This window comes from Nonomuraea sp. NPDC049695, from assembly GCF_040674955.1.
Classification (GTDB): domain Bacteria; phylum Actinomycetota; class Actinomycetes; order Streptosporangiales; family Streptosporangiaceae; genus Nonomuraea; species Nonomuraea helvata.
The window spans coordinates 97,915-112,653 of record NZ_JBFANV010000025.1 but is presented as its reverse complement, the minus strand read 5'-3'; the positions used below and the strand labels follow the sequence as shown (position 1 = coordinate 112,653).

Genomic DNA, 14,739 nt, shown 5'->3' with positions numbered 1-14,739 from the left:
GATGGACTCCCTGATGGGCAGGGGTCAGGGGCGGCAGACGGTGCCGGTCGGGGGCAGCCGCAGGTCCATGAGGTACGCGTCGGCATGGGCGATGACGCAGGCGTTGCCCGTGAGGTAGAGCCCGTGGCCGTGCCCGTCGTACCGGACCGTCGCCGACCCCGGCACCCGCCGCACGATGTCGGCGGTGTCGTCGTGGTCAGTCCACGAGCCCGCCCCCAGCAACGGCGGCAGGCCGGCGGGCAGCGGCGCGCGGGGATTCGTCACCGGCGTCGGCCAGCCCACGCAGCCGAGGCGGTGCCACAATCCCATCCCGGCGAGGTTCGGGGAGACGCGCTCGCCCAGCGCCCGCACCGCGCGGTACTCGCGATAGCCGCCGAAGCGCAGCCCGTCGGCGCACTGGGTGGCGTTCATGCCCACGAACGACGGCGGCTTGAGGCTCCCGATCCCCGCCTGGACGTACGCGGCGAACCCGGCGGCGTCCCCGCCCTCGGCCTGCCGCATGGCTTGGGCGAGCTGCCGCCACCGCGGGTGATCCGGCGCCGGTCCCGGCGAGACGAGGTGCGGCATCGCGGCCACCTGCAGGTCGAAACCGCTGTACGTGACCGCCTGTCCCTTGACGGGGATCGGCGTCCGGTCGGCCGCTGCCACGAGCCGCTGCCACCGCTCCGCGACGCCCGCCTCACACGCCCCCGCGGCCTCGCACCACGTCACGAACCGCCCGAACTGCGCCTCGAACGTGCGGTACCTCGTCCGCGCCTCCGTCAGGGGATCCCGGAGCTGGTTGACCGCCCCGTCCAGGTACATGGCCCTGACCCTGCCGGGGAACAGCCGGGCGTACGCGACGGCGGGCACGCCTCCGTACGAGGTGGCGACGAAGCTCAGCCGCTCCTCCCCGATGGCGGAGCGGATCGCGTCGATGTCCCGTGCGACGGACGCCGAGTCGAGGTGGTCGAAGAACACCGGGGCGCGCCTCCTGCACTCCTCCGCGCTCCGGCGGACGGTCGCCCCCAGCGCGGCGTACTCGCGCGGGCTGCCGGGCCGGGTGAGCCACGGCCCGGTGGCGAAGCACTCCTGCGGCAGGATCCCGAACGAGGTGGCGTTCCTGGGCTCGAGGCTGACCACGTCGAACCGCTCCCGCAGACCCGCGAAGCTCTTGCCGTACGACGTGAGATCGTCGATCCCGGACCCGCCGGGCCCGCCCGGGATGCTGAACACCGTGCCGGTCTTACGCCCGGTCGCGGGCAGCCGGGCGATCCGTACGCTGATCTTCCGGCCGTCGGGCTCGGCCCAGTCGAGCGGCACCTCGACGGACGCGCACTCCATCTCCTTCGGCCGCCCGGCCTCCTGACAGGCCCGCCACTCGAGGCCCGAGGCGTGGGGGACGACGATGAGCGCGCCCAGCAGGGCGCTGACCATTGCGAGGCTCATGCTTTCCACGTTCGCGCCCACGCGAGCGGATATCCATCGCGCCACGGCCCGTCCGAGAGGTGGTGCCAGGACTACCCCCGCCGGGATGATCAGGTACGGCCCGCAGCCCGTGCGGGCCGGCAGCCCGGCCGGCCCGCACGGTGTCCCTGCTGCCGGTGTCGCAATCCCTTCCGCTCGGCGTTCACGCGCGATCACCGCTCACACCGGGAGATACGCCGGGAACGCGAGAAGGGTTCAGATCAGACCTTCTTCGGTGGGGCGGCGCCGAAGGCGACGTGCGGCGGGCGGCCGCCGAACAGCTCGGTGACGGTGACGAAGTGGTAGCCGCGCTGGGCCAGGCTCTTCAGCACGCGCGGCATGGCCCCCACCGTCGTGCGGTGGATGTCGTGGAACAGGATGATGCTGCCCGGCCGTACCGACCTGAGCGCCCTGCGAGCCACCGTGGCGCTGTTGCGGTAGCGCCAGTCCAGGGTGTCCACGTTCCAGAGCACGATCGGGCGGGAGATCTGCCTGCGCACGGCCCTGTTGAAGGCCCCGTACGGCGGGCGGACCAGGTGGGGCACGACGCCGGCGACCGCCTTGACCGCCCGGTCGGTGCGGGCGAGCTGGGAGCGCACCCGGGCGGCGGGCAGCCTCGTCAGGAGAGGATGCGACCAGGTGTGGTTGCCGATCTCGTGCCCGGCCGCGACGGTGCGGCGCAGCACGCGGGGGTACGTCACGACGTTGCTGCCCACGACGAAGAACGTGGCGCGGGCGCGATACTTGGCGAGATGGCGCAGCAGGGTGTCGGTGTAGCGGCCGGGGCCGTCGTCGAACGTCAGCGCCACGCACTTGACGCGGCGGCAGTCGACCCGGGGCCGGGCCTCGGCGGCGGCGTCGCCGGGCGCGGAGGACGGCGGTTCCCGCAGGGCTGGTTGCAGCAGGGCCGCCTCCGGCGCTCCTGACAGCACCGCGCGGGAGGCGGCCGGCAGCGAGGCCTCCGACGTCCCGAACAGCGCCACGCCTAACGCGTCGGACCGCGCCTCTCGGGTGTCGGACCGCGCGGCGGCCTGGGCAGCCCCCGTGGCGGCGGTGAGGGTGACCAGCACGGCCGTGGCGAGCACCCCCGCCGCCACCCGCTTCACCCCGGTCAGGAACGGTGGGTGCTCCCTCGCACAGATCTCCATCAATCCCCCTTTGTGCGCAGCGCGCCCGGTGCGTCCTCCTATAGGGACGATCCCGGATGGGGATCGTTCCAACAAGTACGACAACCGCCACGCACACCTGGTTCGCGGAAGATCGCATTCCGGATGAGGGAAACCGGTGGAGACGACCGCCCCTCAGCGGGACCAGGAGCGCTGTACGGCGTCGCGCACGCGGCGCCGGGCCGGGGGTGGCACGTCGCCGTTGGCCGCCACCGGCAGCGCGGGCGGCGCGGCCGGCACGAGCACGGCGGACTCCTCCTCGCTCACCGGCCGCTCGATCTCGGCGAACGCGCCGTCCAGGCCGCGCACGATCAGGCCGGTCTCCACCCCGTGGGCGACCGTGTGCCGGTCCAGGCCCTGCAGCCCGAGGGCGATCCGCCGGGCGATCACATACCCGAGCACGGGCCCGGCGACGAACAGGACGCGGAAGATCCAGGTGGTCGTGTACAGCGAGATGTGGAAGGTCGAGGCGATCAGGTCGTTGCCGCCCGCCAACCAGAGCACGCCGTAGTAGACGATCCCGGCGACCCCGAGGCCCACCCGTGACGGCACCTCGCGCGGCCGGTCGAGAAGATGGTGCACGGCGTGGTCCCGGGTGATCCAGCGCTCCACGAACGGGTAGAGTGCCAGCCCGGTGAACAGCAGCCCCGGTGCCACCAGGGCCGGGATCAGCACGCTCATCGTCACCGTGTACCCGAAGACCGTGAGCTCCCACGGCGGCATGATCCGCAGGGCGCCCTCGAGGAAGCCCATGTACCAGTCGGGCTGCGAGCCCGCGCTGACCGTGCTGGGCGCGTACGGGCCGTACAGCCAGACGGGGTTGACCTGGAACACCGTCGCGAGCAGCGCCACCGTCGCGAGCACCCACAGGAAGAAGACCGTCGTCTTGGCCAGGAACGTGGGGAAGAACGGCGCGCCGCGCACGACCCGGTCGCTCAGCCCCTTGGCCCGGAACTGGGTGTGCGTCTGCCGCCACGTCAGCACCACCGCGTGCAGCGGGATGAGCACGAGCAGCAGCCCAGGGATCAGCAGCACGTGGATGCCGAACAGCCGGGAGATGATGTCCTCGCCGGGGAACTCGCCGCCGAACAGGAACATCGCCAGGTACGTCCCCACCAGCGGGATCGACACCGTGACCCCGTGCAGGATGCGCAGCCCCGCGCCGGACAGCAGGTCGTCGGGGAGCGAGTAGCCGAACAGCCCGTTCAACATCACCAGCACGAACAGCACCACGCCGATCAGCCAGTTCAGGTCGCGCGGCTTGCGGAACGCTCCGGTGAAGAAGTTGCGCAGCATGTGGATGACGATGGCGCCGAGGAAGACGAGCGTCGCCCAGTGGTGCATCTGCCGCATCAGCAGGCCGCCGCGCACCTCGAAGCTGATCTCCAGCGTCGAGGCGTAGGCCTGACTCATCCTGACGCCGTGCAGCGGCGCGTAGGCGCCGTTGTAGAGCACCTCTTCCATGGTCGGTTTGAAGAAGAACGTCAGGAAGACGCCCGTGAGCAGAACGACCACGAACGCGTACAGCGCGATCTCCCCGAGGAGGAAGGTCCAGTGATCGGGAAAGACCTTCCGCATCGCCTTCTTCAGGAACCCGGCCCCGCCGATCCGATCATCGAGTGCCATGGCCAGTGAGCTGACCTTCATCGTGTCCCCGCCTATGACTGGGTTGGTACGTCATAGACATGACGGGATCAAGCCCCGAAATGTGACATCAGGCGAAGCGTTCGATGGTGACCGGGATCAGGCCCTGCTCGCGGATCGCCTGCCGGTGATGCTCCAGTAGCGCCCCGAGCGCTGCGGCCGGCGCGGCCTCGAGATGCGCGATCACGTCCACACACCACGCGATGCCCGCGCCGATCCGGCGCAGCTCCCAGGCGAAGCCGCCGCCCGACGACCGGCCCACCACACGCGGGTCGCCGGTGGGCTCGAGCCGCAGGGCCGCGCGGGCGTTCGCCAGCCCGTCCGGGCCGAAGTCACCGGCGAACAGGATGCGGTAACGGCGCGTATCCGGTGAGGCGCCCAGATTGAGCGGTGCCGCCGCCGGCAGGGGTTGGCGCTGCCGGAAGAGCGCGCGCAGCCGCTGCTCATCGGGCAGTTCGCCGCCGCCGAGCCGGGCGTACGCCTCCGCCGCCGAGCGCCGGTCCACCGGGGTCGTCCGCGCGCGGAGCCGGGCGTCGGAGCGCAGTTCACGGCTCAGGGCCGGGGAGGCGGACCACGAGCCGCCGCCGGGGCTCCACGCGGCGCTGTCGATGCCCGCGGCGGTGTGGTCCTCGCTGAGGACGAACTCCTCCACCAGGATCCGCTGCGGGCCGTCCGAGATCAGGTAGTAGTCCACCCGCCCCATGATCCTGCGGGGTGGGTGGACCAGGCAACGCAGCCGGTGTTCAGAGGCGGCGGCTCTCCGGCGGGCCGAGGTAGCTGGGGAGCAGGCCGCCGGTGTCCACCACGATGCGCTGGAGCACGACGGTCGGGTCGACCATCCAGAACTTCAGCACGTGCACGCCCGGCGTCGCGATCGTGTGCGTGGTCGTGGTGATGTTGACGTTGTCGGAGGTGCCCCGCTCCCACTGGCGGTTCATGGTGGTGTCGTTGGCGCCGGTGGCGGTGGCGACGTTCACCCGCTGGGGCGGCAGCTTGTCAGGGTCCCAGGCGTAGTCCAGGAGGAACCGCAGCGCAGCTCCTCGTTCTACATGCCGCCGGCGTTGACCACACAGAGCCGGTCCACCCCGTAGGTGTAGGCCAGGTTGAGCTGCTCCACGTGCTCGCCAGGTTGACCGTGTCGACCCACTTGTAGTTGCGGCCGCCGCCGACGTAGTCGAAGTGGTAGTACATGCCGTAGCCGCCGGATCGGGCGGGGAGCGCCTGGTCGGGCAGCTTGCGCAGGTTGCCCCAGTTGTCGTCGCAGAAGACCACGGTCACGTCGTCCGGCGGGCGCAGGCCCTGGTCCCAGTACCGCTGCACCTCCTTGTAGAGGGTCTGCACCTGCGGGATGCTCTCCAGCGACTCGCCGCTCTCGCGGGCGAGGATCTCGCGCTGGCTCGCCAGGATGCTCCGCATCAGCTCGATGCCGTCGCCGTCCGGCAGGCTCACGTCGCCGTTGCCGCGCATGCCGAGCGTGACGACGCCCTCGAAGCCCTGCTCCTTCATCCTGCGGATGCCGTCGGCCCAGTACTTCTTGATGGCCTCGCCGTTGCGGCGGAAGCTCCACTCGCCCGTCCCGCCGCACGGGTCGTGGCCGGGGGTGACGATCTCGCCCTGAGAGTCGCGTACGGCCGCGACGGCGTGCCGGTTCCACTCCTCGATGCCCCGCATCACGGGGGCCTCGTGGGAGGTGCCCATGACGACGCCGTACTCGGCGGCGACCTGGTGGTTGTCCGGGTCGTCCTCGGCGAACGCCCGGCCCCAGACCGCCGGCCACAGGTAGTTGGCCTTCAGCCTGAGCATGACCTCGAAGACCCTGGCGTAGAACTTGCTGTTGAAGCCCCAGGGGTACCCCTGCGCCAGGCCGGGGCCGAAGTAGCGGGGCGCCCAGGTGCCGAGGTCGGGGTTCTCGTCGTTGATGAAGAAGCCCCGGTACTTCACCTTCGGCGTGCCCTGGGTGTGGCGGCCCGGCAGCACGTACAGGGCGTCCTGGTGGCGGGCCGGCACGTCGTCCCACCAGTACCACGGGGAGACGCCGATCTCCTTGGAGATGTCGTACGCGCCGTAGATCGTGCCCCGCTGGTCGCTCCCGGCGATCACGAACGCCCGCCGCACCCCGGGCATGGGGTTCTGGACGACCTGCTCCAGCGAGGTCTCCCACTTGCCCGCGATGCCCGAGACGTCGAGCTTGCCGGCGCTGACCAGGCGGTCGATGAGCGGGCTCCTGCCGATGGTGCCCACGAGCACCACGTCGTCCTGCCTCGGGACGGCGTCCTTCGCCCCGTCCATCACCACGGCCGGTCGCACGCCGGTGACGCGCTCGATGTCGGCCTGCAGATCGCCCACCACGCGGACGACGCCGGCGTGATCGCCCGCGCTGACCACGATGGGCGCGGCCCGGCCGGCGGCCACAAGGGGGAAGCGGCCGGGGCCGCCGGAGGCGGAGACGTACGTGCCGGGCGGCCTGCCTGCCCGGGCCTGGGCGGGCGGCGGGACGGCGGCCGTCGCGGCGGCCACCATCGCGACCGCTATCAGAAGTCTGGCGATCATATGAAACTTTCGCTATCAGGAGGAAAATTTCAGAAGCCGAGTAAAGCGGATGTTAAACCGCCCTAATACGGCGGTCAATGCGCCTGGCATGGTCTCCCGGTTCGGGGGCAGGAGCCGTCGGGATCACCTACTGTGAAATCTGCCCCATTTGTCAGGCTTGGGAGGCATCGACGATGCGGAACGGCCGGACCACACTGGCCAGCGCTTTCACGGCGGCCCTGCTCCTCGCCGCCGGCTGCAGCTCGGGCGGCTCGGGAGGGCCCGCCGCACAACCACAGGACCAGGAGCAGCAGCAGCCGGTGGCCAAGCTGTCGATCACCCCTGCCAACGGCACGAAGAAGGTCCCCCCGGACACCGGGATCGGCGTGAAGGTCACCGACGGCAAGGTCACCAAGCTGACCGTCGCGGACGCCAAGGGCCGTGAGGTGAGCGGGAGCACGGCCGCGGACGGGACGTGGCGGCCCAAGTGGCCGCTCAAGCCCTCGACCGCGTACACGGTGAGCGCCGAGGCGACCGGCACGGACGGGAAGCCGGTCACGGCGCAGAGCGAGTTCACCACGCTCAAGCCCAAGCGGGTCCTGGAGAGCGGCATGTCGCCCCTGGACGGCGAGAAGGTCGGCGTCGGGATGCCGGTCCAGCTCCTGCTGTCGCGGCCGGTGACCGCGCGCGACGACCGGGCAGCGGTCGAGCGGTCGCTGGAGGTGCGGATGTCCAAGCCGGTCGAGGGCGCCTGGAGCTGGGTGAGCGACCGGGAGGTCCAGTTCCGGCCGCGCGAGTACTGGCCGAGCGGCGAGAAGGTCACGGTGGTCGCCCACCTGGCCGGCCTGCGTGCCGGGCGGGACCTGTGGGGCACCAAGGACCGCAGCCTGACCTTCACCGTCGGGCCCGAGCACATCACGAAGGTCAGCAACTCGACCCATCGGGCGGTCGTGCGGGAGAACGGCGACGTCGTCAAGACCATCCCGATCAGCCTGGGCAAGCCCGGCGACGACAGCTACTCCGGCATCATGATCGCCCAGGAGAAGGCCGCGGAGACCATCATGGACTCGGCCACCATCGGCAAGCCCGGCGAGTACCGCATCCGTACCAAGTGGAACGTCAGGATGACCTACAGCGGCACGTTCTTCCATGCCGCGCCCTGGTCGACCGGCGCGCAGGGCAGCCGCAACGTCAGCCACGGCTGCGTGAACGCCAGCCCGGAGAACGCCCGCTGGTTCTACGAGTTCACGCAGCGGGGGGACATCATCGAGGTGACCGGGACGTCGCGGAAGCTGCAGTTCGGCAACGGGCCGACGCCCTGGGCGAAGTCGTGGGACGACTGGCTGGCGGGCAGCGCCCTCGGCAAGCCGATCAACGGCTAGCCCCACCCCCCGGCAAACTGCTCATCTGACCCGATAGGGGAGACTCTCACCAGACCGGTACTGATGAGAATGAGGAGCAGGCAATGCACATCGTACGGTTCGTCAGCCCCTTGACCGACGCCCCCGCGGTCGGCGTCGACGACGGCGAGCGGGTGGTGGAGCTGTCCGGCCTCACCACCGTGGCCGAGCTGCTGCGGCTGCCGGTCGAGGGGCTGCGGGAGCGGTTGGCCGGGGCGGAGGGGCCGGAGCACCCCTCCGGGTCCGTGCGGCGGCTCGCGCCGGTGGACGGGCTGATGGAGGTCTGGGCGGCGGGCGTGACGTACCGGCGCTCGCGCGAGGCCCGGGTGCTTGAGAGCGAGCGCGCCGCCGACGTGTACGAGCTGGTCTACGACGCCGAACGCCCCGAGCTGTTCTTCAAGTCGGTGGCCTGGAAGGTCTCCGGCGACGGCGGACGCATCGCGGTGCGGTCGGACTCGGAGATCGACGTGCCGGAGCCGGAGCTGGGCCTGGTGCTGAACGCGGCCGGGGAGATCGCCGGCTACACGGTGGTCGACGACGTGAGCTCGCGGACCATCGAGGGCGTCAACCCGCTGTACCTGCCGCAGGCCAAGATCTACCTGGGCGCGTGCGCGGTCGGCCCCGCGATCAGGCCGGCGTGGGAGGTGCCCGACCCGTACGCGCTGGACATCTCGCTGAGCATCGCCAGGGCGGGGGAGACGGTGTGGGACGGCAAGGCGTCCACCTCCCAGCTGAACCGCCGGCTCGACGACCTGGCGGGCTACCTGTTCCGCGCCGACCTCTTCCCCGACGGCGCCGTGCTGGCCACCGGCACCTGCCTGGTTCCCGACCTGCCGTTCACCCTGCAGGACGGCGACGCGGTGACGATCGGCATCGGCGAGGTCGGCATCCTCACGACCACCGTGGTCAAGGGCCTGGAGTCAATGCGTACCTGACCGCTCGTACCGTGGCCGGGTGGGCGCCCACCGTCGCGGGCGCCCACCCGAGGATCAGTCGCGATAAGTCCGGACGTAGTCGAACGTGGCGACGGCACCCGACCGGTTCATGGAGATCAGACCGATCTTGAGCTTGCCCTTGGCCGGAAGCGTCCACACGCCGTTGCGCACCCAGCGCTGCCCGTCCCGGCTGGTCGCCGCGCGCACCTCGTTCTCGTTGTCCACCGCGTCATGGTGGTACGCAACCAGCCACACGCTACCGGCCTCCCTTCAGCCAGACGGGCCCGTGAGAGCAAACCACCGGTTCAGTCGGTAGTAGTTGACGTGGCGGTGTCCTCCTTCTCGAAGGAGCTCAGCGTGGGGTCGTAGTCGGAGGAGCCGATGTCGTACATCGGGGTCATCCAGTGGTAGAAGTTGTCGCCGCGCTCGCGCAGCAGGTCGTACAGCCTGCGCATCAGGCGGCGGCGGACCGGGGCCAGCTCCGGGTGGGTGTACCGGTTGCTGAGCTCGTGCGGGTCGGCGTGCAGGTCGTACAGCTCGTTGACCGACTCCGGGTTGACGACCAGCTTGTAGCGGTCGTCGCGGAGCATCCGCTGCGGGTAGGGGAAGTGGTGGCCGTGGAACTCGGCGAGCAGCTCGCCCGGCCACTGCGGGTGCTGCCCGCGTACCAGCGGGACCAGGCTGCGGCTGTCCACCGCGGGCTCGCTGTCGCAGCCGGCCAGCTCCAGGATCGTCGCGGTGCAGTCGGTGAGCGTCACGAACTCGTTCCTGACCTGCGGTTCCTCGCCGGGGATGCGGACGATGCCGGGGATGCGGTAGATGTCCTCGTACATGGCCGGGCCCTTGTCGTGCAGCCGGTGGGCGCCGGTGAACTCGCCGTGGTCGGCGGTGAAGAACACCGACGTCTGGTCCGACAGGCCCAGCTCGTCGAGGCGGTCGAGGATCCGGCCGATCTGCTGGTCGATCAGCGTCACGTAGCCCCAGTAGACCGCGATCAGCTTCCGCGTGACCTCGATCGGGATCGTGTCGAACGTCCAGTGCTCGCTGTAGTTGCGCTGCACGGGTGGCTTGCCCTCGAACGTCTCCGCGATCGACGGCGGCAGCTCGACCAGCGCCGGGTCGTACATGTCGAAGTACTCGTCCGGGAGGAGATAAGGCAGGTGCGGCCCGAAGAAGTGGGTGGCCAGGAAGAACGGCCGGCCGTCGGCGGCGTACCGGTCGAGGTGCTCGATCGCCCTGGTCGCCAGGTAGTGCTCGAACGTGGCCTCCACCGGCTGGTGCAGCCGCGCCGCCAGCAGGTTGCCCGGGTTGCCGTTGGGCGTGGTGCCCCGGATCAGGTCGGAGATCCGGTACGGCGGCAGCCCCCGCTCCTCCAGGTACGCCAGGTAGTCGGGGTGATCGACCGGGTTGTGCCAGCCGGGCAGGTCGGGCCCGTCGAAGCCGTAGGAGGCGGCGTTGCGGCGGGTGCCGCCGTGCCACTTTCCGATGAGCCCGAGCTGGTAGCCGCGCTCCCGCAGCGCGCCGGGAAAGGTGAACGCGTCCTCGCGCAGGTCCTCCAGGTAGCCGACGTTGCGCTCGTAGTTCGCCAGCAGCCGGTGCCTGAACGGGGCCTGCCCGGTGAGCAGGCTGGCCCGCGCGGGCGTGCAGATGGCCGTCGGCGTGTAGAACCGGTCGAACCGGGTGCCGGTCGCGGCCAGCCTGTCCAGGTTGGGCGTGGCGACGTGCGGGTTGCCGTAGCAGCCGAGGGTGTCGACGCGGTGCTGGTCGGTCATCAGGAACAGCAGGTTCACTTGTTGGAGGCCTTCTCGTAGAGGTCGCCGGTGTAGTACGTGGCCGGGTCGGGCCGCGACTTGAGCTGGCCGGTGCCGACGAAGAAGTCGGCCAGGCTGTTCAGCCACTTGGCGACCGTGCCGTCCTTGGTCTTGGCCACCAGGTCGGCCGTCGGCATCGTCTGGACGTTCGCCGCGTCGGCCTTGACCTTGGCCGGGTCGAGCTTGAGCAGCGCGGCCGCCTCGGTGATCGATTCGTCGGGGTGGGCGGCCCGCCAGTCGTTGGCCTCCTGCAGGACCTTGATCACCTTGCTGGTGAGCTCCTGGTCCACCTTGGTGCCGCCGACGAACGCGGTCGGGAAGGAGCGGTCAGGGAACTCCCTGGTGCTGGCGATCTCGACCGTGCCGGGCACCTTCTGCTTGATCGTGTCGATCAGCGGGTACCAGATGCCGGCGCCGTCGATCTGCCCGGCCGAGAACGCCGACACGACGGTGGCCGGGTCCATCGGCACCTTCTGGATGTCCTTCTCGGTCATCCCGGCCTTCTGCAGCGCCAGGCTGAGCACCATGTCGCCGGACGTGCCCTGCGGCACGCCGACCTTCTTGCCCTTGAGGTCCTGCATGGTCCTGATCCCGGGCCGGCCGATGACGCGGTCGGCGTACGCGAGCGTGTTGATCGCGACGACCTTCGCCTTGCCGGAGGCGGGCAGCCACATGGCGCCCGGGCCGATGTAGCCGAAGTCGAGGTCGCCGGCGCCGAGCGCCTGGATCTGCAGCGGCCCGTTGGTGAAGACCTTGATCTCCGGCGTGAGGCCCTGCTTGTCCCACAGGCCCTGCTTGTTCGCGATGGCGAGCAGGCTCGCGCCGTTGTAGTCGCTGATGTAGCCGAAGCGGACCGTGCTGCCGCCGTCGGAGCAGGCGGTCACGGAGAGTGCTATGACGCTCACCGCCGTGGCGGCCGTCAGGGCGCGGCGAAGAGAACGCATGGCGGTAGTTCCTTTCCGGGAGGTGTCAGGCCGCGGGTGCCTGGTGGTAGACGGAGTGCCAGACCTCGTTGCGTATCCGCCCGAACTCGGGCGAAAGCCGCATCTCCTCGGTCCTCGGGTACGGCAGGTCCACGTCGATGACCTGCTGGATGCGGCCGGGCCTGGCCGCCATGACGACCACGCGCCTGGCCAGGTAGACGGCCTCGTCCACGTCGTGGGTGATGAACATGACCGTGCGCTGCTCCTGGCTCCAGGTGTCGAGGAGCTGGTCCTGCAGCTGCACCCGGGTGAGCGCGTCGAGCGCGCCGAACGGCTCGTCCATGAGCAGGACCTGCGGGTTCACCGCGTACGCGCGGGCGATGGCGCAGCGCTGCTTCATGCCGCCCGACAGCGTCTTGGGCAGCGCGTCGGCGAAGTGGGAGAGCCCGACCAGCTCGATCGCCCGCTCGGCCCGACGCCTGCGCTCGTCGGGCGGGAGCTCCATGAGCTTCAGCCCGAACTCGACGTTCTTGCGCACGGTCAGCCACGGGAACAGCGCGTACTGCTGGAAGATGACTCCCCGCTCGGGCCCAGGACCGGTGACCGGCACGCCGTCCACCAGCACCTCGCCCGACGTGGGCTCGACCAGCCCGGCCGCCATGCTCATCAGCGTGCTCTTGCCGCACCCTGACGGGCCCACGACCGTGACGAACTCGCGGTCGGCGATGTCCAGCGACACGTGGTCGAGCGCGGTGAAGGTGGTGTCCTTCATCGGGTACGTCTTGACCACGTCCCTGAACGAGATCTTGCTGTTCATCGGCGCTCCTGCCAGTCGGTGAGGTGGCGCTCGGCCAGCAGCAGCAGCCGGTCCATCAGCAGGCCGAGCAGGCCGATGGCGATCAGGCCCACGAAGATCGTGGACAGGTCGTAGTAGAGCTGGGCCTGCTGCATGCGGAAGCCGAGGCCCTCCTGGGCGGCGATCAGCTCGGCGGCGACCAGCGTGCCCCAGGCCGAGCCGAGCCCGACCCGCATGCCGACCAGGATGAACGGCGTGGACGCCGGCACCACGACCTTGAGGAAGATCGTCCGGTCGGACGCGCCGAGCACGCGGGCGGCGTTGATCAGCGTCTTGTCCACGTCCACCACGCCCTGGAAGGTCGCCACGACACTGGACAGGAACGCCGCCAGGAAGATCACGAAGACCTTCGGCACCTCGCCGATGCCGAGGATCACGATGGCGAGGGGGATGATCGCCAGCGGCGGCACGGTCCTCCAGAACTGCACGTACGGCTCCAGCAGGGCGCGTGCGGTGGGGTACCAGCCCATCAGGAAGCCGATCGGGACGGCCAGCAGGGTGCCGAGCAGGAAGCCCAGCAGCACCCTGCGCAGGCTGGCCAGCGCGTCGTCGAGGAGGGTGCCGTCGGCGATCAGCTCCCCGGCCTTGGCCGCCACCTGCAGCGGGGTCGGAAGGGCCTGCACGCCGACCACGGCCAGCAGCGTCCACAGGGCGAGCCCGGCGGCGACCGCGATCAGGTTGAGCGTGACGGCGCGCTGGGGACGGCCGCCGGAGCTGCGCCGCGCCGCCGGCGCCTTGTCCAGCGTGGTGAGCGAGGTCATGTGCCCTCCTTCGGGGCCGGCTCGGTGACGTCGATGGGGCCGGCCGCGAGGTCGGGGCCCGCCGGGTAGCGGGAGAGCAGCGGGGATTCGTGCAGCACCAGGGCGATGCCGCCGAGGGCGCCCGCCGCCTCGCCGAGCGTCGCGCGGCGCAGGCTGAGGCGGTGCCTGGAGACGGGCATGACCTGGGCGCGCAGCGCCCGCTCGACCGGCTCGATGAGCGCGGCGCCGGTCTCCGCCAGCTCACCGCCGATCACGATCACGCTGGGGCCGATCGCGTTGCACACGGCCGCCAGCACGCCGCCGATCCTGCCGCCGACGCCCTCCAGGAGGGTCAGCGCCGTTTCGTCGCGTGCCCTGGTGGCCTTCGCCAGCTCGGGCACGTCCTCGGCCCGGCCGCCGGCGGCGCGGTAGGCGTCCAGCACGGCTCTTATCGAGGCCACGGTCTCCAGGCAGCCGGTGCCGCCGCAGTCGCAGGGCGCTCCTTCGGGGTCCACTGTGATGTGGCCGAACTCGCCGGACAGGCCGTACGCGCCGCGGTGCAGCGATCCGCCGACCACCAGTCCGCCGCCGACGCCGTGGGACAGGCGCAGGTACAGCACGTCCCGGCCGCCGGCGGCGGCGCCCCAGATCGCCTCGCCCAGGGCGGCGAGCCGGGTGTTGTTGTCCAGCAGCACCGGCACGCCGAACCGCCGGCCGAGCAGCACCTGTGCGGGGTGAGCAGGCTCGCCGGGGTCCGGGGTTTCTCCTGGGTCCGGGGCGTCCGTAGGGTCCGGGGCGTCTTCGGAGTCGGGGCCGCCGACCGGGCCGACCACGCCGACGCCGATCGCGCTGAGCGCGCCCAGCCGCAGGCCGCCGTCGGTGAGCGAGGCGACGAGCCGCTCGGCCAGGTCCACCCGCCCCTCCCACGACAGGTCGGCGGGGTGCGGCTCGCTGGCCGATCCGACGATCTCGTGCGCCAGGTTGACGGCCGCGACGTGCACCGCGCGGCGGGCGAAGTCGATGCCGATGGCCTGGCCGGCGCCCGGATTGAGGGTCAGCGTCTCGGCCGGCCTGCCGCGGCCGCGTGGGGCGTCCGGCTGGGTGGCGGTGACCACCGCGCCGGTGGAGAGCAGCTCGGCGAGGATGTCGTACAGGGTGGTCCGGGAGAGCTGGCAGAGCTTGCCCAGCTCGCCCCGGCTGAGCGGGCCGTGCTTGCGCAGCAGCTCGAGCACGAGCTCTTCGTGCCCGCGCCGCAGCTGCGCCAGAGGGCCACGGGGGTGTGACATAAC

General features: G+C 70.9%; 14 protein-coding genes. 2 read left to right on the top strand and 12 right to left on the bottom strand.

The annotated features are described in order from the left end of the window. Positions 1 to 24: 24 nt before the first annotated feature. From AB0J64_RS22805 to AB0J64_RS22780, 6 genes are all read right to left on the bottom strand, one after another. A complete protein-coding gene (locus AB0J64_RS22805; protein WP_364029886.1) occupies positions 25 to 1,428 on the bottom strand; it encodes an alpha/beta hydrolase in 1,404 nt (467 codons plus the stop codon). Positions 1,429 to 1,667: 239 nt separating this feature from the next. Beyond that, positions 1,668 to 2,594 (bottom strand): polysaccharide deacetylase family protein, encoded by a 927-nt coding sequence (locus tag AB0J64_RS22800; RefSeq protein ID WP_364029883.1) that lies wholly within the window; start codon positions 2,592 to 2,594, stop codon positions 1,668 to 1,670. Between the two features lie 153 nt (positions 2,595 to 2,747). Beyond that, complete coding sequence (locus AB0J64_RS22795) at positions 2,748 to 4,259, bottom strand: cytochrome b N-terminal domain-containing protein (protein ID WP_364029880.1); 1,512 nt, start codon at positions 4,257 to 4,259, stop codon at positions 2,748 to 2,750. A gap of 67 nt (positions 4,260 to 4,326) precedes the next feature. Beyond that, on the bottom strand, positions 4,327 to 4,950 hold the full coding sequence (locus tag AB0J64_RS22790) for a hypothetical protein (protein WP_364029877.1): 624 nt from the start codon (positions 4,948 to 4,950) through the stop codon (positions 4,327 to 4,329). A 49-nt stretch (positions 4,951 to 4,999) separates the two neighbouring features. After that, a complete protein-coding gene (locus AB0J64_RS22785) occupies positions 5,000 to 5,233 on the bottom strand; it encodes a hypothetical protein (RefSeq protein WP_364029874.1) in 234 nt (77 codons plus the stop codon). A gap of 19 nt (positions 5,234 to 5,252) precedes the next feature. Then, on the bottom strand, positions 5,253 to 6,806 hold the full coding sequence (locus AB0J64_RS22780; protein WP_364029871.1) for a glycosyl hydrolase 115 family protein: 1,554 nt from the start codon (positions 6,804 to 6,806) through the stop codon (positions 5,253 to 5,255). A gap of 173 nt (positions 6,807 to 6,979) precedes the next feature. Here AB0J64_RS22780 and AB0J64_RS22775 point away from each other — a divergent pair, with 173 nt between their 5' ends. Both AB0J64_RS22775 and AB0J64_RS22770 read left to right on the top strand, forming a co-directional pair. After that, positions 6,980 to 8,167: an Ig-like domain-containing protein gene (locus tag AB0J64_RS22775; RefSeq protein WP_364029868.1), complete on the top strand. Its 1,188-nt coding sequence runs from the start codon at positions 6,980 to 6,982 to the stop codon at positions 8,165 to 8,167. An 83-nt stretch (positions 8,168 to 8,250) separates the two neighbouring features. Further along, on the top strand, positions 8,251 to 9,120 hold the full coding sequence (locus tag AB0J64_RS22770) for a fumarylacetoacetate hydrolase family protein (protein ID WP_364029865.1): 870 nt from the start codon (positions 8,251 to 8,253) through the stop codon (positions 9,118 to 9,120). A gap of 54 nt (positions 9,121 to 9,174) precedes the next feature. On the opposite strand, the gene AB0J64_RS22765 is transcribed toward AB0J64_RS22770, so the two are convergent. From AB0J64_RS22765 to AB0J64_RS22740, 6 genes are read right to left on the bottom strand one after another with little or no spacing between them, the layout of a single operon-like run. Next, a complete protein-coding gene (locus AB0J64_RS22765) occupies positions 9,175 to 9,375 on the bottom strand; it encodes a hypothetical protein (protein ID WP_364029862.1) in 201 nt (66 codons plus the stop codon). 50 nt (positions 9,376 to 9,425) lie between these two features. Beyond that, the gene (locus AB0J64_RS22760) at positions 9,426 to 10,910 is read right to left on the bottom strand and encodes a sulfatase-like hydrolase/transferase (RefSeq protein ID WP_364029859.1); all 1,485 of its coding nucleotides are present in this window, start codon (positions 10,908 to 10,910) and stop codon (positions 9,426 to 9,428) included. Next, complete coding sequence (locus tag AB0J64_RS22755; RefSeq protein WP_364029856.1) at positions 10,907 to 11,875, bottom strand: aliphatic sulfonate ABC transporter substrate-binding protein; 969 nt, start codon at positions 11,873 to 11,875, stop codon at positions 10,907 to 10,909. Before AB0J64_RS22755 ends, AB0J64_RS22760 begins: the two co-directional genes overlap by 4 nt. Positions 11,876 to 11,900: 25 nt before the next feature. Then, on the bottom strand, positions 11,901 to 12,671 hold the full coding sequence (locus AB0J64_RS22750; protein ID WP_364029853.1) for an ABC transporter ATP-binding protein: 771 nt from the start codon (positions 12,669 to 12,671) through the stop codon (positions 11,901 to 11,903). Next, a complete protein-coding gene (locus AB0J64_RS22745; RefSeq protein ID WP_344986008.1) occupies positions 12,668 to 13,471 on the bottom strand; it encodes an ABC transporter permease in 804 nt (267 codons plus the stop codon). Before AB0J64_RS22745 ends, AB0J64_RS22750 begins: the two co-directional genes overlap by 4 nt. Beyond that, a complete protein-coding gene (locus tag AB0J64_RS22740; protein ID WP_364029848.1) occupies positions 13,468 to 14,736 on the bottom strand; it encodes an ROK family protein in 1,269 nt (422 codons plus the stop codon). The genes AB0J64_RS22745 and AB0J64_RS22740 overlap by 4 nt, the downstream gene beginning before the upstream one ends. Positions 14,737 to 14,739: the final 3 nt, after the last annotated feature.